Source organism: Streptomyces flaveolus (genome assembly GCF_014648815.1).
Lineage (GTDB): Bacteria > Actinomycetota > Actinomycetes > Streptomycetales > Streptomycetaceae > Streptomyces > Streptomyces flaveolus.
In genome coordinates this window covers 156,530-177,594 of the sequence record NZ_BMRV01000003.1, presented here as the reverse complement: position 1 = coordinate 177,594, position 21,065 = coordinate 156,530, and the positions used below count along the sequence as shown (strand labels likewise).

Sequence of the window (21,065 nt, the reverse complement as noted above, 5' to 3'; positions counted from 1 at the left end):
CGGGGCGCCCGAGGCGATGAGCGGGACGAGGTCCGTCACCGGTTCCGCCCAGGCCCCTCGCTTCCCCCGTTGCGCGACAGGCAGGACCTCACCACCACGAAGGGCCACAGGGACTGCGCGAACGTCACCACACGCTCCGCGACACCGGCCGCACCGTGCCGCGTCATCTCGAACAGGAACCACGCGCCGCCGACGGCCATCAGGACGGTCGCCGCGACCGACGGCGCGGGTCTCAGCGCCCAGGGGGCGCTCCCGTCGCCGTCCATGGCCAGGACCGGCCACAGCGCCAGCAGCGTGAATCCGACCACGGCCACCGTGCCGTGGCGCAGGGAGCCCCCGCTGCTGGGCGCCGGCAGCAGCACCACCGCGAACGCGGCCAGTCCTCCCCCGCCGAGCGCCACCCGGCCGGCGGCCGACGCGGCCCGCAGACCCCACGCGGTCAGCAGATGACAGAGCCCCAGCGCGAGGAACGCCCCGTTCATCACCCAGAACCCCGACGCTCCGTAGGACCCCAGGACGCTGATCGTCTGGGTGGAGGGGTCGTAGGCGGGCCCCGTCAGCGACGCCGCGACCGCCCACCCTCCGATCAGCAGGAGGGGCGCGCACCCCGACGTGAACAAGACCCACCTGGGAACGGTTCGCATCGAACCACCCTAAAACGACCACCAGCGTCGTCAGGGCACCGCGGGGGCGCGGAACTCGCGCATCGCGTCCATGAGCCAGTGCGCCAGGTAGTCGGCGAAGGAGGAGCGCGGCAGCAGCCGGTACGTCGGCACGTCGTCGGTCTGCCACAGCACCACGGGCACCGGTCCGACCTGCGTGGTCACGGCTCGCCCCGGCCCGAAGGAGCGCGGGTGCAGGTCCAGGGCACAGCCCTTCTCCAGGACCTGCCGTGCGGCGGGGCCGCCCAGCTCGAGCGTGGTCCGGTTGGCCGAGACGTCGACGGCCGAGCCGGGATCCCCCGCGAGCGCGTCGCGGATCTCCCGGACCAGGGCCGCCCCGTCCGTGCGGGACAGCACCAGCCATTCGTCGGGGCCGAGCCACAGCACCCTGTGGAGGCCGGTCCGCGCGGTGTCGCCGCAGTGCGCCGGCAGCGGGGCACCGAGTGCCGTGCCGACCCGGGTCGCCGCCGCCGACGCGGGGTCGACGCGCAGGCTCACCATGGTGAGGAAGGGCCGTTCGCTCAGGCGGACGCCACGGGCGCCCTCCACACCGGCGGCACGCATCGCCCCGTACAGGTGGGCGAGCGGGCTGCGGCGCAGGGCGGGCGGTCCCGGTGCGGGGCTCTTTTCGAGGGTCGTTTCAGCCATCTCGCCTGGTCCCTTCGGGGTCGTAGAGCACGGGGTCGGCCACCAGGACCGGTACGAGGTCGTCGCCGACCGGCGCGAGCAGGGTGTCGCCGATCCTGTTCCGTCCGTCGGCGACGAGGGCGAGCGCGAAGGGCCGGCCGAGGGCCTGGCTGTGGTAGCTGGAGGTGACGTGGCCGAGCATCGGCACCGGGCCGCCGGCGGGGGACACGGGCACGTCCGGGGCGATGATCTGGGAGCCCTCGGGCAGCCGGGTGCGGCGGTCGGTGGGCAGCAGGCCGACCAGGTGCTTGCGGTCGGTGCGGGCGGTGTCGGAGCGGGCGTGGGAGCGCCGGCCGATGAATTCCTTCCGCTGGGACACCACCCAGGACATGCCCGCGTCCTGCGGGGTGACCGTGCCGTCCGTGTCCTGGCCGACGATGATGTAGCCCTTCTCGGCCCGCAGCACGTGCATCGTCTCGGTGCCGTACGGGGTGATGCCGTAGGGGCGGCCCGCGGCGTGGACCTGCTCCCAGAGGTCCAGGCCGTACCAGGCGGAGACGTTGACCTCGTAGGCGAGTTCGCCGGAGAAGGAGATCCGGCAGACGCGGGCCGGGATGCCGGAGGCGAGTGTGGTCTCGCGGAACGTCATGAACGGGAAGGCGTCGTTGGACAGGTCGAGGTCCGGGGTGAGCCGGGCCACCACGTCCCGCGCGCGGGGGCCGACGACCGCGACCGTCGCCCACTGCTCGGTGACCGAGGTGCAGTGCACGTCGAGGCCGGGCCACTCGGTCTGCAGCCACTCCTCCAGCCAGTCCAGGACCGCGGCGGCGCCGCCGGTCGTGGTGGTCATGAAGTAGCGGTCGTCCTCGATACGCAGGGTCACACCGTCGTCGAAGATCATGCCGTCCGGCTTGCACATCACGCCGTAACGGGCGGAGCCGACGGGAAGCTTCTTGAACGCGTTGGTGTAGACGCGGCCCAGGAACTCGCCCGCGTCCCGGCCCCAGACCTCGATCTTGCCGAGGGTGGAGGCGTCCATGAAGGCGACGCCCTCGCGGGCGGCGCGGCACTCGCGCGCCACGGCGGTGTCCATGTCCTCGTCGGGGAGCGGGTAGTACCGCGGCCGTTTCCACTGGCCGACGTTCTCGAACTCGGCGCCGAGCGCCACGTGCCGGCGGTGGATCGAGGTGGTGCGCACGGGATCGAACAGGTCGCCGCGCTCCCGGCCGGCGAGCGCCGCGAAGGCCACCGGGGTGTACGGCGCCCGGTAGGCGGTGGTGCCCACCTCGCCGGGCGAGGCACCGCCGAGGACCTCGGCCATCACCCCGATGGCGTTGACGCCCGAGGTCTTGCCCTGGTCGTTGGCGGTGCCGAGCGAGGTGTAGCGCTTGACGTGTTCGACGCTGCGCATCCCGGCGCCGGTGGAGCGCAGCACGTCGGCGACCGTGACATCGCGCTGGTGGTCCACGAAGTGGGTCTCCCACGCGCCCGGTTCCGTGGTGCCGTCACGGCCGGGGACCAGCCACAGGGCGCGCACCGCGCCGGGGCTTCCGGCCTCCGCGGCGGCGGGCTCCGGCGGCACGGGCACGGGGAAGCCCGCGTCGGTCGCGGCCCGCGCGCCGGCCCGCGCCCCCTCGGCCACGCAGGCGTCGAGGCCGTAGGTGCCGTTCGCCGAGCCGGCGATCCGCTGGTCGCGCACGGTGCCGTCGGGCACGAAGGCGGCCAGGTCCTCGTCCCAGCGCAGTCGTCCCTGGCGCTGGCTGTGCAGATGCACCACCGGGCTCCAGCCGCCGGAGACGGCGAGCAGGTCGCAGGCGAACGTCTCGGGCACGCCGGTGAGTCCGCCGTCGGTGTCGATGCCCTGGACGGTGACACCGGTCAGCCGGCCCGGGCCCGCGGTGTCGACGACCGTGCTGCCGGTCAGCACCCGCACCCCGGTCGCCTCGGCCACTTCGGCGGCCCGGGCGGAGAGACCGGGGCGCGCGTCGGCGACGGCCGCGACGCCGACGCCGTGGGCGTGGAGGTCGGCGACGGTGTCGTAGGCACTGTCGTTGGTGGTGCTCACGACCGCGCGGGAGCCCGGCGCGACGGCGTAGCGGTTGAGGTAGGTGCGCACCGCCGAGGCGAGCAGCACGCCGGGGCGGTCGTTCCCGGCGTGGACGAGTGGCCGTTCGTGGGCGCCGGTGGCCAGGACGACCTGGCGGGCCCGGATGTGCCACAGCCGCTGCCGGGAGACACCGCGGGGGGCGCCGGGTCCGAGGTGGTCGGTGCGCCGCTGCAGGGCGAGGACGTAGTTGTCGTCGTAGGAGCCGAAGGCGGTGGTGCGGTGCAGGACGACCGTCTCGGGGGCGGCCGCGAGCCGCGAGCGGACGTCGGCGATCCAGTCTGGTGCGTGCTGTCCGCCCACCCGTCGGTCGCGGCCCGAGAGCAGGGATCCGCCGGGTTCGGGCTGGTCGTCGAGGAGGATGACGCGGGCGCCGGAGCCCGTCGCGGCGGTGGCCGCCGCGAGCCCGGCCGGTCCGGCGCCGACCACCAGGACGTCGGTGTGGACGTACTTCTTGTCGTACTCGGCGGGGTCGGGTGTGGGGTCGAGGCGGCCGAGGCCGGACAGGGTGGTGGCGGACAGGCCGTCGTACAGCTCGACGGTGGTCGCCGGCAGCATGCCCTCGGAGCACTCGCCGTCGATCTGGAGCAGCGCGTTGGGCTCCTCGACACCGGCGCAGACGATGCCGCGGGGACGGCCGCGGTAGATCGACGGGGCGACCTCGACCACGCCGCAGGCCAGCATCGCCGAGGCGACGGTGTCGCCAGGGTGTCCGGTCAGCTCGCGTCCGTCGAGGGTGAAGTGCAGCAGGGTGCCGCGGTCGACGCGGCCGCCGTGCGGCAGCCGGAAGCTCTGTTCCCGGTCCTGGTCGGTCATCGGTCGCCTCCGTCCGGCCCGGCGGTGCGGGGCTCGCCGGGGCGGTGGACGGCCAGCACCTCGTTGGTGACCGTGTCGCGCACCACGTCGAACCAGCGGCGGCAGCCGGTGCTGTGCACCCAGCGTTCGGCGAAGGGGCCCTTGGGGTTGTCGCGGTAGAAGACGTACTCGGCCCACTGCCGGTCGTCGAGTTCGCCGGGTGTCTCGGGGAAGGGGACATGGGCCTGTCCCCCGTAGTGGTACTCGGTCTCGTCGCGCGGACCGCACCAAGGACAGTTCAGGAGCAGCACGGTGGCCTTCTCTCGGTGATGTGGCTCAGTGGGCGACGGCCGCGGCGCCGTGTTCGTCGATGAGGGCGCCCGTGGTGAAGCGGTCGAGGCCGAAGGGCGCGTTCAGCGGGTGCGGTTCGCCGGTGGCGACGGTGTGCGCGAAGGTCCAGCCGGCGGCCGGGGTCGCCTTGAAACCGCCCGTTCCCCAGCCGCAGTTGACGTACAGGTTCTCCACCGGGGTCGGGCCGATGACCGGGGAGGCGTCGGGGGTGACGTCGACGATGCCGCCCCAGGTGCGCAGCACGTGGGCGCGGGCGAAGACGGGGAACAGCTCGACGGCGGCGGCCATCTGCTGTTCGATCACGTGGAAGGAGCCGCGCTGGCCGTAGCCGTTGTACGCGTCGACGCCGGCGCCCATGACGAGTTCGCCCTTGTGTGCCTGCGAGACGTAGACGTGCACGTGGTTGGACATCACCACGGTCGGGTGCACCGGTTCGTGCAGTTCGGAGACGAGGGCCTGGAGGGGGTGCGACTGCACCGGCAGCCGGAAGCCGGCCCGTTCGGCGAGGACGGAGCTGTGCCCGGCGCCCGCGAGGGCGACCCGGCCGGCCAGGATGCGGCCCCGGCCGGTCTCCACGCCGACGACCTTCTCGCCGTCCTTCACGAACCCGGTGACCTCGCAGCCCTGGATGAGGTCGACGCCCATCTCGTCGGCCCGGCGCGCCAGTGCCCAGGCCACGTGGTCGTGTTTGGCGATTCCCGCCCGGGGCTGGAAGGTGGCGCCGAGGACGGGGTGGCGGACGCGGGGCGAGAGGTTGAGGACGGGGCAGATCTTGGCGATGTCCTCGGGCTCCAGCCACTCGGCGTCCACGCCGCACAGGCGGTTGGCGTTGACGCGGCGCACGCCCTCGCGGACGTCCTGGAGGGTGTGGGCGAGGTTGAGGACGCCGCGCTGACTGAACAGGAAGTCGTAGTCCAGTTCCTCGGGCAGCCGCTCCCACAGCTTCAGCGCGTACTCGTAGATCGCCGCGCTCTCTTCCCAGAGGTAATTGGAGCGGATGATGGTGGTGTTGCGCGCCATGTTGCCGCCGGCCAGCCAGCCCTTCTCCAGGACGGCGACGTTGGTGATGCCGTGGTTCTTGGCGAGGTAGTAGGCGGTGGCCAGGCCGTGGCCGCCCGCGCCGACGACGACGACGTCGTAGGAGGGGCGCGGGTCCGGGGTGCGCCAGAGCCAGTCGGGGTGTTCGGGAAGCTGCGTCGTGGTCATCCGGCGAGTCCGTCCAGGTCGGCGTGTAGGGGGAACACGGCCGTGAGCTCGGTGACCCGGCCGCGCAACGCTCCGGCCCGCTCGCCGGTGAGGTCGTCCTTCAGGGGCAGCGCGATGACGTCCGCGGCCTCCCGGAAGGCGTCCGTGCCGAACCCGCGGGTCGCCAGGGCGGGGGTATCGATGCGCAGGCCGGAGGAGACCGTCTCCGGGTCCACGGCGGACAGGGCGCTGGGGAGCACCGGGGGCGAGGCGGGCGCGCTGTCCTCGGTGACCGGCGGACGCGCCGTCGACGGACTCGCTGTCATCTGAGCACCACCTTGGGATGCGATTGCTCGTACACTGATATATCAGTGCTCTGCGGTAAGGTAGGCCAGCGCTGCGTAACGGGTCAAGGGGTGCGGGATGTACCAGGAAAGAGTCTCGTCGCCGGCCGCCGAGCCGACGTTGGCCGAGCGGGCCTACCGCGACATCCGCGATCGCCTGATCATGCTGGAGATCCCGCCCGGCGCCCCGGTCAACGAGGACGTGCTGGCCCAGAGCCTCGGTTTCGGCCGCACCCCCGTCCGGGAGGCGCTCAAGCGCCTCCAGTACGAGCGGCTGATCGTGGCGTACCCGCGGCGCGGCACGTTCGCCACCGAGGTCAACATCACCGACCTCGCCGACATCTCCGAGGTGCGGCGGGAGCTGGAGCCGCTGGCGGCGGCACGCGCCGCCGAACGCGCCACCGCCGCCGACCGGACGGCACTGGGCGAGCTGCTGCGCCGGCTGGAACGCGAGGCCACCTCGGGGCAGGCCGGTGACGCTTTGATGCGCCTCGACCTCCAGGTGCACCGCGCCGTCTACGCGGCAACGCACAACCCGTACCTCGAGGACACCCTCGTCCGCTACGACAACCTCGCCACCCGCATCTGGTGCCTGTTCGTCGACCGGCTGCCCGGCATGGCCGGCCATGTCGTCGAGCACGGCCCCCTGTTGCGCGCGGTGATCGACGCGGACCCCGACAAGGCGGCGGAGCTGGCCGCCAGCCATGTCGCCGGATTCGAGCAGGCGATCCGCAAGGCCGTCTGAACCGCGTTCCACGTCCCCGGTCTGCGGTCGCGGACACGGCCCGGCCCTAGACGGCGGGCCGGCCCGTGGTGGTGACGCGGGTGACGGCTTCGAGGGTCAGGGCCCGGTCGTGCGGCTCGCGGGCCAGGGCGCGATGGAGTGTCAGGCCCTCGATGAGGGCGTCGAGCTGGCGGGCGGTGTCCGGGTCGAAGTGCTTCTCCAGGTGGATGCGGCTGCGCCGCATCCATTCCTGGGTGAGTTCCCGGTAGGCGGGCCGGCGCGCCGCGAGGGTGTAGAGCTCCTGGGTGAGCACGAGGTCGCGGGGACTTCCCTCGGAGAGGGCGTGCACCAGGTCGGTCACCGCCCGTCGGGCCTGGTCACGGTCGGCCGGGGCGGCGAGGTGGGCGTCGAACACGGCGACGATGTGGTCGGTGAAGCGGCCGAACGCTTCGCGGAGCACCTGGTCCATGCCGCTGAAGTGATAGGTCATCGACCCCAGCGGGACACCGGCGCGTGCGGCGATCTTCCGGTGGGAGACCTGGGCGAGGCCCTCTTCGGCGATGAGGTCCAGGGTCGCGTCGAGAATGCGTTCGCGGCGCTGGGGGTCCGCGTGTCCGGTAGCCATGGCGGAAGAATCTCAGAGGTCACGGACCGGGCGCGCGGGGTTGCCGACGGCGACCACGTCGGCGGGGACGTCCTTGGTGACGACCGCGCCGGCGCCGATGACGGAGTTGTCGCCGATGGTGACGCCGGGCAGGACGACGGCGCCTCCACCGAGCCAGACGTTGTCCCCGATGGTGATCGGGCGGGCCGCCTCCAGCTTGTCGCGCCGGGGCCCCGGCTCCAGCGGGTGGGTCGGCGTGAGCAGTTGCACGCCGGGCCCGATCTGGCAGTCCTCGCCGATGGTGATCGCCGCGACGTCGAGCGCGGTCAGGTTGTAGTTGACGAAGGTGCGGGCCCCGATGGTGATGTTGCTCCCGTAGTCGACGTACAGCGGCGGCCTGACGTGTGCCTCCTCGCCCAGGGAGCCGAGCAGTTCGGCGAGGATCGGCCGGGCGGCGTCGACGTCCTCCGCGTAGGCGGCCTGGTAGCGGGCGGCCAGCCGCACGGCCAGTTGCTGCCGGCGGGCGATCTCGGGATCGTCGGCGATGTAGAGGTCGCCCGCAAGCATGCGTTCGAGGTTGGTGCGGGGGTCCTGTGCGAAGTGGTCCGGCGCCATGCGTACGATCGTACACCTCGGGTCGGTGGACGTCCCGGAACCCGTGCGGCGGCCGTGGGTCCGGTCCGCCCCCGGGCGGCCGGTCACCGCCGCCGGGGCCGCAGCACGTGTGCGGTGAGCAGCACGACGACCCCGGCGAGGGGCACGACGAGCAGACCCACCCGGAGGCCGGCCGCGTCGGCGACCAGTCCGACGACGGGCGGCGAGAGCAGGAAGCCCAGCCGCATGAGCCAGGAGACGACGGTCAGCCCCGATCCGGGCGCCAGACCCGGCAGTTCGTCGGCCTCGTGCATCGCGGCGGGCACCAGTGTCGCCACGCCGAACCCGGCCGCGGCGAAGCCGAGAACCGTCCCGGGCACCGTGGGCACGGCCAGCGCCAGGCCCATGCCGAGCGCGGCGACGAGACCGCCGGTACGGGCCACGGCGCGCTGCCCGTAGCGGTCGACGAGCCGGTCGCCGATGAGGCGGCCGATGAACTGCGCTCCCACCAGAGCGATGTAGCCGGACGCCGCGAGCGCCACCGACGCGTGCAGTGAGCCCGAGAGGTAGAGCGCGGCCCAGGAGTTGCCCGCGTCCTCGACGAGGGTGCCGGCCGTGGCGATGAGGACGAGCGCCGCCAGCACCTGGACGGTACGCCGTGACGTCCGCTCCGGCCCCCGCCCCGGGGCGCGGTCACCGGGCGCCGTGTCCGGTGCGGTGTCGGGGCCGGGCAGGCAGTACCGCAGGGCGGCGCAGGCGACGACCGCGAACAGCGCCGCCGAGACCGCCAGGTGCTGCCCGAGCGACAGGCCGAGCGCGACTGCCCCGGCCGCCATGCAGCCGCCGGTGACGGCGCCGACGGACCAGACGGCGTGCAGGGAATTGATGATGGAACGTCCGTAGCGGCGCTGGACCCGCAGCCCGTGGGCGTTCTGCGCGACGTCGGTGACGGCGTCCATGGCTCCGGCCAGGAACAGCGCGGCCGCCAGCATCACCACGGAGTCGGCCAGGCCGGCGGCGAGGACACCCGCGCCGGTCAGCAGCGTGCCGGCCACCGCCGCGCGCGCCGAGCCGAGGCGGCGGATCACCACTCCCGCCGCCAGTCCCGCCCCGATGGCGCCCGCCGGGAACGCCGCGACGGCCAGCCCGTAGGCGGTGTTGCCGATGCCGAGGTCCGCCTTGATCTGCGGATACCGGGGCAACAGGTTGGCGAACAGGGCGCCGTTGGTGAAGAACAGCGCGGCAACGGCGGCGCGAGCCCGCCGTTCCACCGGGCCGGGCCGACGCAGGACGTCAACAGTCATGCACGGAGCCTATACGTTGAACGTACGAACGTACACTCATCCACCCCGTGCGCTCCGGCGCCGGGCGATGAGCGAACCCCGGTACGAAGAGGGAACGTTGGGACGTAGGTTGTGACGGAACAGTTCACGCCTCGGCCGAGAGACGGACCTTCCTCATGAGCGACCCTGTGACGACGCCCGGACCCGCGCACCAGAAGATCGACACCTCGGTGCCGCACTCGGCCCGGATCTGGAACTACTGGCTGGGCGGCAAGGACAACTACCCCGTGGACGAGCAGGCCGGTGACGCGTACACCGCCGCCTTCCCCGGCATCGTCACCATCGCCCTCAGCAGCCGTGCCTTCCTGCGCCGCAACATCACCCACCTGGTCGCCGAGGCCGGCATCCGCCAGTTCCTGGACGTCGGGACCGGCCTGCCCACCGCGGACAACACCCACGAGGTCGCCCAGCGGATCGCCCCGGAGACCCGGATCGTCTACGTGGACAACGACCCGATGGTGCTGGCGCACGCCCGTGCGCTGCTCACCTCCACCTCCGAAGGGGCGACGGCCTACATCGACTCGGACGTGCTCGATCCGGACCGGATCGTGGCCGCGGCGGCCGGCACACTCGACTTCGACCGGCCCATCGCGCTCGTCCTCAGCAACATCCTGGGCCACATCCCCGACTACGACGTGGCGCGCTCCGTCGTCACCCGGCTGATGGACGCGCTGCCCTCGGGCAGCTACCTGTCCGTCAACGACGGTTCGCGGGGCGTCGACCCGGACTTCGAGCGGGCGCAGGACGCCTACAACGAGAGCGGCGCCGCGCCGTACGTGCTGCGCACCGTGAAGGAGATCACGGCGTTCTTCGACGGACTGGATCTCGTGGAACCCGGAGTCGTGTCGGTCCCCCTCTGGCGCCCGGACGTCCTCTCCCCCGCCCCCGAGCCCATCGGTGAGCACGGCGGTCTCGCCCGCAAGCCGTGATCCCCGCGACCGCCCGCCGCACGCCCTTCGCCGCCACGGCACACCGGGCTGGACGAAGGGCCGGGTGGTGGCCGCGTCGGCGGTGCTGACGGCGGCGCTGCTGGCCTTCCCCGGCGCGGTGCCCAACTCCGTCGGGCGGGCGGGCAGTCTGCTGGAGACGTTCCTGCCGTGGCTCGGCCTGGTGGTCGCGGTGCTGTTCGGCCTGGCACTGCTGCGCCGTTCGGCCGTCGCGCTGGTGGCCGTGCTGCTGCCGGTCGCCGCCTGGACGCACCACTTCGGCGGACTGCTGCTGCCCGCGGCGCGGGCCGGCGGTGACGACCTGGTCGTGGTGCAGCACAACGTCAGCGACGAGAACACCGACCCCGCCGGCACGGCCCGCGCCCTGGCCGGCGCCGGGCCCGATCTCATCGCGCTGGAGGAACTGGTGCCCCAGGCGCTGCCGGTGTACGAGAGGACCCTCGCCGCCCGGTATCCGTACCACGCGGTCCAGGGCACCGTCGGGCTCTGGTCGAGGCATCCGCTGACCGGGGCGCGGCCGGTGGACATCAGACCGCGCGGGATCACGGGGTCCTGGAACCGTGGACTGCGGGCGGTGGTCCACACGCCGCGCGGTGAGATCGCCGCGTACGTCGCCCACTTGCCGTCGGTGCGCGTCCGGGCGACCGGACTCGCGTCGTCGTGGCGCGACGAGAGCGCCCGCCTGCTGGGCGAGGTCATCGGCGCCGAGCGACGGGACAAGGTGCTGCTGCTGGGCGACCTCAACGGCACGGTCGACGATCGTGGGCTGAGCCCGCTGACCGCCCGCCTGGACACCGCGGAACGCGGCCTCGCGTTCAGCTTCCCGGCCGGTTTCCCGGTCGCGAGGATCGACCAGGTCATGGCCCGGTCGGCGACGGTCCGTCACATCCGCACCCTGCCGGCCACCGGCAGCGACCACCTGCCCGTCGCCGCCGGGATCGCCCTCTGACCGGGCACAAGCGAGAACCCCCGCCTCTGGGATCCAGGGACGGGGGTTCGGGATGGAGCGCCGGGCAGGCCTTGCACCTGCATTTCCCCGCAGGAAGCGGGACGTCTTGCCTTAGACGACCAACGCGCGGACATCCACCGAGTGGTGGCTGGACGACCTGGGAAGACTCTAGCGCAGTCGCGCCGGGGGCGCACACCGGGCCCCGCCCGCCGGGCGGCCCGCGCGCGTCAGTGCCGGCGGCCGCGGGGACCGCGGAAGACGGCCAGTCGCAGAACGGCGAAGCGCACGGCGGTGACCACGACCGACGTGCCGGTCAGGACGACGGTCTCGGCAGCCGGTGACGCGCCCGGGTCCACGTGTCCCAGCCACAGCACCGCACCGGACGTCACCAGGTAGCCGAGCAGGAAGAGGCCGCCGGCGCCCAGATGGGCCCGGGCGAGGCCGACGGGGGCATGCCGGAACGTCAGGCGCCGGTTGGCCTCGGTGTTGAGCACGGTCAGGACGAGCAGGGAGACGAGGTTGGCGACGACCGGGGGCCACCAGGTGCGCAGCAGCCAGTAGACCAGCGCCTGACCGACCGTCGACACGATGCCGACGGCGACGAACCAGCCGACCTCGCGCGACCACCCCCTTCGCCGAGGAGCGGCGTCGGGCACCGGTTCGTCCCGCCCGGAGTCCCGCGCCGGGGCGTGGCCCACCACGGTGCGGGGGGTTCCGGACGTCCTCGGCCGAGCCACGCGTCACGCTCCCCCGCAGATCATCGGTCGGTGGTGTCAGCACGTCACCGTAGCTGTCGATGCCCGCCGTCCTCTTCCGGCGGCCGTGGGTGGGGAGCCTACTACGGGCGCCCACGGGACCGCCCGGAGCCCGGTCGGGCGCCTTCCCTCAAGCGGTTTTGCTTTTCCTTTACGATTGGGGAACCGTTCCCGGCCCGGGAGCGTTCAACCTGACGGACCGCGCTGTGACGCGACCGCAGACCAAGACGGATACGCAGCAGAAGCCGAGGTGGCACGAGTGGCGATGTGGGACCGGATCAAGGACCAGGCCAAGACGCTCCAGCAGTCCCAGGGCGCGCGGGGAACGGGCGGGCACGGACAGGGACAGGGACAGGGACAGCAGGCGTTCGGCCGGCCGGGCTCGTCGTCCTCCGGTGGCTCCAAGGCCCAGCTGATCGGGCTGTTCAAGTCCCAGCTCGCGTCGGTGAAGACGGAGCTCAAGAGCGGCGCCTACCGGGACGCGAGCATGGCCATGTGCGCGCTGGTGGCGGCGGCCGACGGCCGGGTCGAACCGGCCGAGCGGCAGCGCGTGGAGGAGCTCATCGTCTCCAACGAGGTCCTGCAGAACTTCCCCGCGGACCAGCTCCGGCAGCGGTTCAACCAGCATGTGGACCGGCTCCTGAGCAACTTCGAGGCGGGCAGGGCCGAGGCGCTGCAGGTGATCGCCAAGGCCGCCAAGAAGCCCGCGGAGGCCCGAGCGGTCGTCCAGACGGGCATGGTCGTCGCCGGCGCGGACGGGGTCTTCGAGCCGGCCGAGCAGTACGCGGTGCGCGAGGCCTGCACCGCGCTGGGACTGTCCCCCACGGAGTTCGGCGTCTGAGCGCCTTGCCGGGCCGCCCGACGGGAAAGCGTTTGACGCGCGTCGGCGCCCGGCGATCGGATGGCGCCCATGAGTTCAGGGCAGGCACGTCCCGGCACGCACCCCATCGACGACGATCTCGTACGGCGGCTGGTCGCCGGACGGTTCCCCCGGTGGGCCGGCCTGCCGGTGCGGCGGTATCCGTCCGGCGGCACGGTCAACGCCATGTACCGGCTGGGCGACCGGATGGTCGTCCGGCTGCCGCTCGTGGAGGGCGGGGCCGCGGACGTGGTGGCGGAGCGTCACTGGCTGCCCCGCCTCGCGCCCCTGCTGCCCACGTCCGTCCCCGAGGTGGTGGGGGCGGGGGAACCCGCCGAGGGGTACCCGTGGCCCTGGTCGGTGTACCGGTGGCTGCCCGGGGAGATCCCCGAGGAGGGAGCGCTGAGCGATCCGGTGGGCCTGGCCGAGGATCTGGCCGGGTTCGTCGCGGCGATGCGGAGCATCACCCTGCCGGGAGCGCCCCCGGCGTACCGCGGAGGCCCGCTCGCCTCCCTCGACGCCTCGACCCGGGCGGCGATCGAGGACCTGCGCCGCATTCCCCGGGAGGACGTCGACGCCGATGCCGTGACCGCCGTCTGGGACGACGCGCTGCGCGCCCCGGCCTGGGACGCGCCGCCGGTGTGGCTGCACGCCGACCTGATGCCGGGCAATCTGCTGATCGAGGCCGGCAGGCTCTCCTCCGTCATCGACTTCGGCTGCGCGGGCGTGGGCGACCCGGCCTGTGATCTGTTCCCGGCGTGGAATCTGCTGCCGGCCGGTGCGAGGGAGGTCTTCCGCGAGGCGCTCGGCGTGGACGACGCGACCTGGCGGCGCGGCCGGGGCCGGACGCTCTCGCAGGCACTGATCGCGCTGCCGTACTACCACCGGACCAATCCGGCGATGGCGCACAACGCCCGGCACGTGATCCGGGCGGTGCTGGAGGAGACCGGGCTGCGGGACGCCGTGACGCCGGGTCAGGTGTCGTAGTCGACGGTCAGCGTGTCGGACGCCGGGTACGACTGGCAGGTCAGGACGTAGCCGGCTTCGACCTCTGCGGGTTCGAGGGCGTAGTTGCGCCGCATGTCGGCCTTGCCGTCGGTGACCAGGGCCCGGCAGGTGCCGCAGACGCCGCCCTTGCAGGCGAACGGCAGGTCGGGCCGGGTCTGCTGGGCTCCGTCGAGGACGGTTCGCTCCCGGGACAGGGAGGCCGTCGTGGACCGGCCGTCCAGGGTGATGGTGACCTCGCTGACCGGGCCCTCGGGTCCGGCCTCCTCGTGGCGCACCTCGCGCATCGGCTCGTCGTCGGCGAAGAACAGCTCCCGGTGGACGCGGTCCGGGGGCACGCCGAGGCCGGTCAGGACCTGCTGGGCGTCGAGGACCATGCCGTGCGGGCCGCACAGCCACCAGTGGTCGGCGTTCGGGACGTCGACCAGGGCGTCGACGAGCGCCGAGAGCCGTTCGGCGTCCAGCCGGCCGGAGAGCACCTCGGCCTCCCGGGGCTCGCGGGACAGTACGTGGGCGAGCTGGAAGCGGGCGGGGTGCAGGTCCTTCAGGTCGGCCAGTTCGTCGGCGAACATCACCGTGTCGGTGCGGCGGTTGCCGTAGAACAGGGTGACGGTGGAGCGGTCGTCGGCGGCCAGCACCGACTCGGCGATGGACAGCATCGGCGTGATGCCCGAGCCCGCCGCGACGAGCACGTGGTGGCCGGGAGCGGTCAGGTCGGGGGTGAACAGGCCGGTGGGGGCCATCACCTCGACCGTGTCACCGGGCCGCACCTCGTTGACGAGCCACGACGAGAACAGGCCGCCCGGCACCACGCGGACGCCGATGCGCGGCGACGAGCCGGCCGGTGAGCAGATCGAGTAGGAGCGGCGCTCGTCGCGGCCCTCGATCTCGCGCCGCAGCGTGAGCGACTGTCCCGGCGCGAAGGCGAACTCCCCGGCCAGCTCGTCCGGGATGTCGAAGCCGACGGCCACCGCGTCCGCGCACAGTCGCTGGACGGCGGCGACGCGCAGACGGTGGAAGGCCGGGCGGCGGCGGACGCGTGCGGCCGAGGCGGGGGCGGTCGGGGCCATCAGATCTCCTTGACGTACTCGAACGGTTCGCGGCAGGCCCGGCAGCGCCACAGCGCCTTGCAGGACGTGGCGGCGAAACGGGAGGTCTCCTCGGTGTCCGCCGCACCGCACCGGGGGCAGGGCACCGTGCGCCGGGTGGGCGACAGCACGAGGGAGACCGGGCCGCGGGGCGCGGCGCCGGGCGGGGCGATGCCGTGCTCGGTGAGCTTGCGGCGACCGGACTCGGTGATCCAGTCGCTGGTCCAGGGCGGGCTGAGCACCGTGCGGATCTCCACCCGCTCGTACCCCGCCTCCCGCAGTCGCGCGGCGACGTCCGCCCTCATCTCGGCCATGGCGGGGCACCCGGAGTAGGTGGGGGTCAGGCTCGCGACCACCGTGCCGTCCTCGGTCATCTCGACGTCGCGCAGGACACCGAGGTCGGCGAGGGTCAGCATGGGCAGCTCCGGGTCCGGCACCCGCTCGGCGATGCGCCGGGCGTGCCGGGTGTCCGGCCGGGTGGTCACCATGTCGCCCCCGGGTGCGCGCGGGCCACGCTCTGCAACTCGGCGAGCAGGGGCGCGAGGTGCTCGGTGTGCTCGCCGTCGCGGCCGGAGCCGGGCAGCGGCCGGTACACGGGCATGGCCAGTCCGGCCGCCTCGGTGACCTGGCGCAGGACGTCGGTGAGCTCGTCGCGCACGTCGTACGCGGCGTGCAGCTCGCCGAGGTAGGGGGCGACCTGCTCCAGTGCCGTGCGCATCCTGCGGTGGGACTCGTCCGTGCCGTCGCCGAGGCGTACGGCCCACTCGGCAGCGTACTGCCGGTGGTACGTCAGTTCCTTGACGCCCTTGGCCGCGACCGCCGCGAGGACCGGGTCGGGGTGCGACACGAGCCGCTCGAAGTGCGCGAGGCGCCAGGCGGAGAGCACCAGCAGCCGGACGACGGCGAACGCGAAGTCGCCGCGCGGCAGTTCGGCCAGGCGCACGTTGCGGAAGTCGTCCGCGTCGCGGAAGTAGGCGTAGGCGTCCTCGTCGCGGCCGGTGCCGTCGGTCTGGCCGGCCCGTGAGTAGAGCAGCCGGGCCTGGCCGAGGAGGTCGAGGCCGATGTTGGCCAGCGCCACCTCCTCCTCCAGCTCGGGGGCGCGGGTGACCCACTCGGCGAGCCGCTGGGCCGAGACGAGGGCGTCGTCGGCGAGCGCCACGCACTGGGCGGCCAGTTCACCGGTGTCGACGCCCTCGGGCACGGTGGTGTCCACGCCGTGCAGCGGGTCCTCGAAGCCGGTGCCGTAGGCCCAGCGGGTGTCGTCCTCGTGTCCCTCGGCGAGGGTCATGTAGACGTGGTCGTCACTCATGCCCTGCTCCTAGATGTGGGGGACGTCGTCGGGGATGTCGTAGAAGGTGGGGTGGCGGTAGACCTTGTCGGCGCTGGGGGCGAAGAAGGGGTCCTTCTCGTCGCGGGTGGAGGCGGCGATGTGCTCGGAGCGGACCACCCAGATGCTCACGCCCTCGTTGCGCCGGGTGTACAGGTCCCGGGCGTGGGTGAGGGCCATCGCGTCGTCGGCGGCGTGCAGCGAACCGACGTGGACGTGGTTGAGGCCGCGCTTGCCGCGCACGAAGACCTCGTACAGCGGCCAGTCCTGCTTCGCGGAGGTCATGCCGCCGCTCCCTTCTCCGTACGGGCGGCCTGCTTGGCCGCGTGGGCGGTGGCCGCCTCGCGGACCCAGGCGCCCTCCTCGTGGGCGGTGCGCCGCCGCTCCATCCGCTGCGCGTTGCACGGGCCGCCGCCCTTGATGACGCGCATCAGCTCGTCCCAGTCGGGGGTGCCGAAGTCGTGGTGCCCGGTCTCCTCGTTCCAGCGCAGCTCGGGGTCGGGCAGGGTGACACCGAGCTTCTCGGCCTGGGGGACGGTCATGTCGACGAAGCGCCGGCGCAGCTCGTCGTTGCTGTGCCGCTTGATCTTCCAGGCCATCGACTGCGCCGAGTTGGGCGAGTTGTCGTCGGGCGGGCCGAACATCATCAGGGACGGCCACCACCAGCGGTTCACCGCGTCCTGGACCATCTCGCGCTGGGCGTCGGTGCCGCGCATCATCGTCATCAGCAGCTCGTAGCCCTGCCGCTGGTGGAAGGACTCCTCCTTGCAGATGCGCACCATGGCGCGCGCGTACGGCCCGTAGGAGCTGCGGCACAGCGGCACCTGGTTGCAGATCGCGGCGCCGTCGACGAACCAGCCGATCACGCCGACGTCGGCGAAGCTGAGGGTCGGGTAGTTGAAGATCGACGAGTACTTCTGCCGGCCCTCGATCAGCCGCTCGGTGAGGTCCGCGCGGTCGGCGCCGAGGGTCTCGGCCGCCGAGTACAGGTAGAGCCCGTGACCGGCCTCGTCCTGGACCTTGGCGAAGAGGATCGCCTTGCGGCGCAGCGACGGCGCCCGGGTGATCCACTCGCCCTCCGGCTGCATGCCGATGATCTCCGAGTGCGCGTGCTGCGCGACCTGCCGGATCAGGGTCTTGCGGTAGCCGTCCGGCATCCAGTCGCGCGGCTCGATCCGCTGGTCGTGCGCGATCGTCGCGTCGAAGTGCTCCTGCAGCCCCTCGGGGGGCGGCGCCTCGGCGGTGTGTGTCGTGGTCATCGATACCAGCTTCCCCTACCGACCATTCGTTCGGTACCAGTCTGACGTGTTTCTCCGGGCCGGGCAAGACCCGCGGTCGGCGACCACCCCGACCGAGGGCGCGGGACGGGCGTCCGTGCTCTTGACAGGCCACGATGTGGCTGGATTACTAGGCCGTGCCGCACGGTAACCGAATGTTCGGTCGGGAAACAAGGTGGTGGAAGGCGTGACACAGGCCGTTGGGACGACGCCGTCGGCGGAGGTGATGTTCGCCGCGGACGAGGCGTCCCGTCGCCTCGGCATCGAGCTGCTCGAATGCGGCCCCGGGACCGCCGTGGTCCGCATGACCGTGACCCCGGCCATGGTGAACGGCCACCGGATCGCCCACGGCGGCTACCTGTTCCTGCTCGCGGACACCGCCTTCGCCTGCGCCTGCAACAGCCACGGCCCCGTGACCGTCGCCGCCGGCGCCGACATCGTCTTCGTCGCCCCGGCACGCGAAGGCGACGTGCTGGTGGCGACCGCCGAGGAACGCACCCGGTACGGCCGCAGCGGCGTCTACGACGTGAGCGTGCGGCGCGGCCAGGAAGTGATCGCGGAGTTCCGCGGGCGCAGCCGCAGCGTCCGGGACTCGACGAAGGACACGGCGGCGGATCCGGCTGCGGACGGAACGCCGGGCACGACGAAGGAGTCGCGATGAGCAGCGAACCGACGACCGGCGGACCCACGGCCACCACGGCCCCCGCCTCCCGTCTCGGGGAACCCCTCCCCCAGGACCTGCGGGACGACGGCGAGCGTCTGACCGGCGAGCAGCTGCGCGCACTCCAGCTCGACCGTCTGCGCGCGACCCTGCGGCACGCCTACGAGAACGTGGAGCTGTACCGGAAGAAGTTCGACGCGGCCGGGGTGAAGCCCGACGACTGCCGCAGCCTGGCGGACCTGTCCCGGTTCCCCTTCACCACCAAGGCCGACCTGCGGGACACCTACCCCTTCGGCATGTTCGCCGTCCCGATGTCCGAGGTGCGGCGCGTCCACGCCTCCAGCGGCACCACCGGCCGCCCGACCGTCGTCGGTTACACGGACGACGACCTGTCCATGTGGGCGGACGTCATCGCCCGGTCGATCCGGGCCGCGGGCGGCCGACCGGGCCACAAGGTCCACATCTCGTACGGCTACGGCCTGTTCACCGGCGGCCTGGGCGCGCACTACGGCGCCGAACGCGCCGGATGCACGGTGATCCCCGCCTCCGGCGGCATGACGGCCCGGCAGGTGCAGATCATCCAGGACTTCCGGCCCGAGATCATCATGGTGACGCCGTCCTACATGCTCACCCTGCTCGACGAGTTCGAGCGGCAGGGCATCGACCCGCGCACCAGTTCGCTGGAGGTGGGCATCTTCGGCGCCGAGCCGTGGACCGAGGAGATGCGCCGCGAGATCGAGGAGCGCATGGACATCCACGCCGTCGACATATACGGCCTGTCCGAGGTGATCGGCCCGGGCGTGGCGCAGGAGTGCGTGGAGACCAAGGACGGGCTGCACGTGTGGGAGGACCACTTCTACCCCGAGGTGGTCGACCCGCTCACGGACGCGGTGCTGGGCGAGGGCGAGGAGGGAGAGGTCGTCTTCACCTCGCTCACCAAGGAGGCGCTCCCCGTCATCCGGTACCGCACCCGTGATCTGTCCCGGCTGCTGCCCGGGACCGCCCGGCCCGCCTTCCGCAGGATGCAGAAGGTCACCGGCCGCTGCGACGACATGATCATCCTGCGCGGGGTGAACGTCTTCCCCACCCAGATCGAGGAGATCGTGCTGCGCACCCCCGGTGTGGCGCCGCACTTCCAGATCCAGCTCACCGAGCGCGGGCGCATGGACCACATGGTCGTCCGGGTCGAGGCCCGCCCGGACACCGGTCCCGAGCAGCGCGAGGCCGCCGCGCGGGCGATCGGCCAGGGAGTGAAGGACGGCGTCGGCATCACCGTCGAGGTGACCGTCGTCGACCCCGAGATGCTGGAGCGTTCGGTCGGCAAGCTGCGCCGGGTGAAGGATCTCCGCCGGTCGTGACCGTGCGCCCGGCGCGGACCGCGGCCGTCGGCCGCGCCGGGCGAAACGTGAGTACGGACACAGCAGTTCGCCCTGCGTACTGGTGTGCACGGAGAGGCGGATGGGCAATGAATGCATGATCGGGGGAGGTTTGTGTCCGTCCTGAGGGGAAAGCCCGTGCGAGTGTGTGTGATCGGTGCCGGTCTGTCGGGGCTGGCTGTGGCCCGTGCCCTCAACGACCGCGGTATCGACTTCGTCTGCCTGGAGAAGGCTCCCGACGTCGGAGGGATCTGGCGCCAGCCGCAGGCGGGTGAGCGGGGCCCGGGTTATCTGTCACTGCACCTCAACACGGCCAAGCAGCTGACCTGTTACGCCGACTTCCCGATGCCGTCGTCGTACCCCCTCTATCCGCGGCACAGCGATGTCGCCGCCTATCTGCGGGCGTTCGCCGAGTGGGCCGGGGTGCTGGACCGCGTCGAGCTGCGCACCGAGGTGGTCTCGGTACGCCAGGACGCGGACGGCATGTGGACCGTCGACAGCCGGGACGCGGACGGCGAGGCGACGTCGCGCCGGTTCGAGCATGTGATCGTCGCCTCCGGGCACCACAGCGAGCCCGCCCTGCCCGACCCCCTTCCGCCGGGCGCCGCCTCCTTCGCCGGAACGATCCTGCACTCCCTCGACTACCGCGACGGCAGCGACTTCGCCGGACAGCGCACCGTCGTGGTCGGCCTGGGCGCGTCGGCGGTGGACATCGCGGCGGACCTCTCCCGGCACGCCGCGCGGACCGTGCTGTCCGTGCGCCGGGGACTGCACATCGTGCCCAAGCAGCTCTTCGGGATGTCCGTGGACGAGATCGCCGACGCGCCCTGGTGGTCCGCGATGTCCTTCGCCGAGCAGCGCCGCTTCGTGGAGCAGGCCCTGCTCGTCGCGCGGGGCAGGCTCGCCGACTACGGCCTCCCCGAGCCCGACCACCCCGTATTCTCCTCGGCCGTGACCCTCTCGGACGAGATCCTCAGCCGGATCCGGCACGGCGCGGTGACCCCGAAGCCGGCGATCGACTCCTTCGACGGCGGCCGGGTCGTCTTCACCGACGGCACCGCCGTGGAGGCGGACACGGTCGTCTACTGCACCGGCTTCCACATGACCTTCCCCTTCCTGCCCGCGGGCTGCCCGCTGGGGCCGGACGGCGCGGTGGAGCTGTACCGGCGGGTCGTCCCGGCCGGCCGGCCCGGCCTGTACTTCGTCGGCCTGGTGCGGCCCGTGGGCGCGATCACCCGGCTGGTGGAGGCCCAGGCCGAGTGGGTGTCGCGGATCATCGACGGCGAGGCCGCGCTGCCCGGGGCGGACGAGATGCGCGAGGAGATCGGCGCGTACCTCGACGGGATCGCCCAGCGCTACGGCAGGACCCGGGGCGCCTCGATCCAGGTCGACGTGGGCCCCTATCTGAGCGAGTTCCGCGAGACGCTCAACGTGTAGCCGCCGCGCGCGCCCACGCGCTCCGTCCACGCCGAGGGCCCCCCGGTGACG

At 72.7% G+C, this 21,065-nt stretch carries 23 protein-coding genes; 8 read left to right on the top strand and 15 right to left on the bottom strand.

The features are described 5' to 3' along the window. Positions 1-35 precede the first annotated feature (35 nt). Genes IEZ05_RS08465 through IEZ05_RS08440 form a run of 6 tightly spaced genes read right to left on the bottom strand, consistent with a single transcriptional unit; the run spans position 36 to position 6,050 of the window. Positions 36-644 (bottom strand): DUF998 domain-containing protein, encoded by a 609-nt coding sequence (locus IEZ05_RS08465; protein ID WP_189229386.1) that lies wholly within the window; start codon positions 642-644, stop codon positions 36-38. 30 nt (positions 645-674) lie between these two features. Then, a complete protein-coding gene (locus IEZ05_RS08460) occupies positions 675-1,310 on the bottom strand; it encodes a sarcosine oxidase subunit gamma (RefSeq protein WP_229869614.1) in 636 nt (211 codons plus the stop codon). Then, on the bottom strand, positions 1,303-4,209 hold the full coding sequence (locus IEZ05_RS08455; RefSeq protein WP_189229385.1) for a sarcosine oxidase subunit alpha family protein: 2,907 nt from the start codon (positions 4,207-4,209) through the stop codon (positions 1,303-1,305). The genes IEZ05_RS08460 and IEZ05_RS08455 overlap by 8 nt, the downstream gene beginning before the upstream one ends. Further along, on the bottom strand, positions 4,206-4,499 hold the full coding sequence (locus IEZ05_RS08450) for a sarcosine oxidase subunit delta (protein WP_189229384.1): 294 nt from the start codon (positions 4,497-4,499) through the stop codon (positions 4,206-4,208). The genes IEZ05_RS08455 and IEZ05_RS08450 overlap by 4 nt, the downstream gene beginning before the upstream one ends. 25 nt (positions 4,500-4,524) lie before the next feature. Continuing rightward, on the bottom strand, positions 4,525-5,745 hold the full coding sequence (locus tag IEZ05_RS08445) for a sarcosine oxidase subunit beta family protein (protein WP_189229383.1): 1,221 nt from the start codon (positions 5,743-5,745) through the stop codon (positions 4,525-4,527). Continuing rightward, positions 5,742-6,050 carry a hypothetical protein gene (locus tag IEZ05_RS08440; protein WP_308426900.1) on the bottom strand — a complete coding sequence of 103 codons (309 nt, stop codon included), beginning with the start codon at positions 6,048-6,050 and terminating at the stop codon, positions 5,742-5,744. The genes IEZ05_RS08445 and IEZ05_RS08440 overlap by 4 nt, the downstream gene beginning before the upstream one ends. A 97-nt stretch (positions 6,051-6,147) precedes the next feature. On the opposite strand from IEZ05_RS08440, the gene IEZ05_RS08435 reads away from it, so the two are divergent. After that, entirely contained in the window at positions 6,148-6,813 is a 666-nt protein-coding gene (locus IEZ05_RS08435) for a GntR family transcriptional regulator (protein WP_189229382.1), read from the top strand. A gap of 46 nt (positions 6,814-6,859) precedes the next feature. Here the strand turns inward: IEZ05_RS08435 and IEZ05_RS08430 are convergent, their stop codons facing one another. The 3 genes from IEZ05_RS08430 to IEZ05_RS08420 all read right to left on the bottom strand — a co-directional run bounded on the left by IEZ05_RS08430 (position 6,860) and on the right by IEZ05_RS08420 (position 9,294). Next, a complete protein-coding gene (locus tag IEZ05_RS08430; protein WP_189229381.1) occupies positions 6,860-7,417 on the bottom strand; it encodes a TetR/AcrR family transcriptional regulator in 558 nt (185 codons plus the stop codon). 12 nt (positions 7,418-7,429) lie between these two features. Then, on the bottom strand, positions 7,430-8,011 hold the full coding sequence (locus IEZ05_RS08425) for a sugar O-acetyltransferase (protein ID WP_189229380.1): 582 nt from the start codon (positions 8,009-8,011) through the stop codon (positions 7,430-7,432). An 83-nt stretch (positions 8,012-8,094) separates the two neighbouring features. Further along, positions 8,095-9,294: an MFS transporter gene (locus tag IEZ05_RS08420; RefSeq protein ID WP_189229379.1), complete on the bottom strand. Its 1,200-nt coding sequence runs from the start codon at positions 9,292-9,294 to the stop codon at positions 8,095-8,097. 155 nt (positions 9,295-9,449) lie between these two features. On the opposite strand from IEZ05_RS08420, the gene IEZ05_RS08415 reads away from it, so the two are divergent. Together IEZ05_RS08415 and IEZ05_RS08410 are read left to right on the top strand one after the other, a co-directional pair. Then, complete coding sequence (locus tag IEZ05_RS08415) at positions 9,450-10,262, top strand: SAM-dependent methyltransferase (RefSeq protein WP_189229378.1); 813 nt, start codon at positions 9,450-9,452, stop codon at positions 10,260-10,262. Between the two features lie 64 nt (positions 10,263-10,326). Further along, on the top strand, positions 10,327-11,229 hold the full coding sequence (locus IEZ05_RS08410; RefSeq protein WP_189229377.1) for an endonuclease/exonuclease/phosphatase family protein: 903 nt from the start codon (positions 10,327-10,329) through the stop codon (positions 11,227-11,229). Between the two features lie 227 nt (positions 11,230-11,456). On the opposite strand, the gene IEZ05_RS08405 is transcribed toward IEZ05_RS08410, so the two are convergent. Further along, complete coding sequence (locus IEZ05_RS08405) at positions 11,457-11,966, bottom strand: GtrA family protein (protein ID WP_229869613.1); 510 nt, start codon at positions 11,964-11,966, stop codon at positions 11,457-11,459. Positions 11,967-12,243: 277 nt separating this feature from the next. Here IEZ05_RS08405 and IEZ05_RS08400 point away from each other — a divergent pair, with 277 nt between their 5' ends. Next, the gene (locus tag IEZ05_RS08400; protein ID WP_189229806.1) at positions 12,244-12,825 is read left to right on the top strand and encodes a tellurite resistance TerB family protein; all 582 of its coding nucleotides are present in this window, start codon (positions 12,244-12,246) and stop codon (positions 12,823-12,825) included. A gap of 69 nt (positions 12,826-12,894) precedes the next feature. Further along, on the top strand, positions 12,895-13,830 hold the full coding sequence (locus IEZ05_RS08395; protein WP_189229376.1) for an aminoglycoside phosphotransferase family protein: 936 nt from the start codon (positions 12,895-12,897) through the stop codon (positions 13,828-13,830). Here IEZ05_RS08395 and paaE read toward each other — a convergent pair. From paaE to paaA, 5 genes are read right to left on the bottom strand one after another with little or no spacing between them, the layout of a single operon-like run. Next, positions 13,818-14,918 (bottom strand): 1,2-phenylacetyl-CoA epoxidase subunit PaaE, encoded by a 1,101-nt coding sequence (paaE, locus tag IEZ05_RS08390; RefSeq protein ID WP_189229375.1) that lies wholly within the window; start codon positions 14,916-14,918, stop codon positions 13,818-13,820. The genes IEZ05_RS08395 and paaE overlap by 13 nt on opposite strands. After that, positions 14,918-15,424, bottom strand: a complete 507-nt coding sequence (paaD, locus tag IEZ05_RS08385) for a 1,2-phenylacetyl-CoA epoxidase subunit PaaD (RefSeq protein ID WP_189229374.1) — start codon at positions 15,422-15,424, stop codon at positions 14,918-14,920. The genes paaE and paaD overlap by 1 nt, the downstream gene beginning before the upstream one ends. Continuing rightward, entirely contained in the window at positions 15,418-16,245 is an 828-nt protein-coding gene (paaC, locus tag IEZ05_RS08380; protein ID WP_189229373.1) for a 1,2-phenylacetyl-CoA epoxidase subunit PaaC, read from the bottom strand. The genes paaD and paaC overlap by 7 nt, the downstream gene beginning before the upstream one ends. A gap of 9 nt (positions 16,246-16,254) precedes the next feature. Then, positions 16,255-16,548: a 1,2-phenylacetyl-CoA epoxidase subunit PaaB gene (gene paaB, locus IEZ05_RS08375; RefSeq protein ID WP_077797331.1), complete on the bottom strand. Its 294-nt coding sequence runs from the start codon at positions 16,546-16,548 to the stop codon at positions 16,255-16,257. After that, the gene (gene paaA, locus IEZ05_RS08370) at positions 16,545-17,522 is read right to left on the bottom strand and encodes a 1,2-phenylacetyl-CoA epoxidase subunit PaaA (RefSeq protein WP_189229372.1); all 978 of its coding nucleotides are present in this window, start codon (positions 17,520-17,522) and stop codon (positions 16,545-16,547) included. Before paaA ends, paaB begins: the two co-directional genes overlap by 4 nt. Positions 17,523-17,727: 205 nt before the next feature. Between paaA and paaI the strand changes: the two genes are divergently transcribed. From paaI to IEZ05_RS08355, 3 genes are all read left to right on the top strand, one after another. Beyond that, positions 17,728-18,201: a hydroxyphenylacetyl-CoA thioesterase PaaI gene (gene paaI, locus IEZ05_RS08365; RefSeq protein WP_229869612.1), complete on the top strand. Its 474-nt coding sequence runs from the start codon at positions 17,728-17,730 to the stop codon at positions 18,199-18,201. Further along, positions 18,198-19,559: a phenylacetate--CoA ligase PaaK gene (gene paaK / locus IEZ05_RS08360; protein WP_189229371.1), complete on the top strand. Its 1,362-nt coding sequence runs from the start codon at positions 18,198-18,200 to the stop codon at positions 19,557-19,559. Before paaI ends, paaK begins: the two co-directional genes overlap by 4 nt. A gap of 156 nt (positions 19,560-19,715) precedes the next feature. Beyond that, the gene (locus IEZ05_RS08355) at positions 19,716-21,014 is read left to right on the top strand and encodes a flavin-containing monooxygenase (protein WP_189229370.1); all 1,299 of its coding nucleotides are present in this window, start codon (positions 19,716-19,718) and stop codon (positions 21,012-21,014) included. The last annotated feature ends 51 nt before the right edge of the window (positions 21,015-21,065 follow it).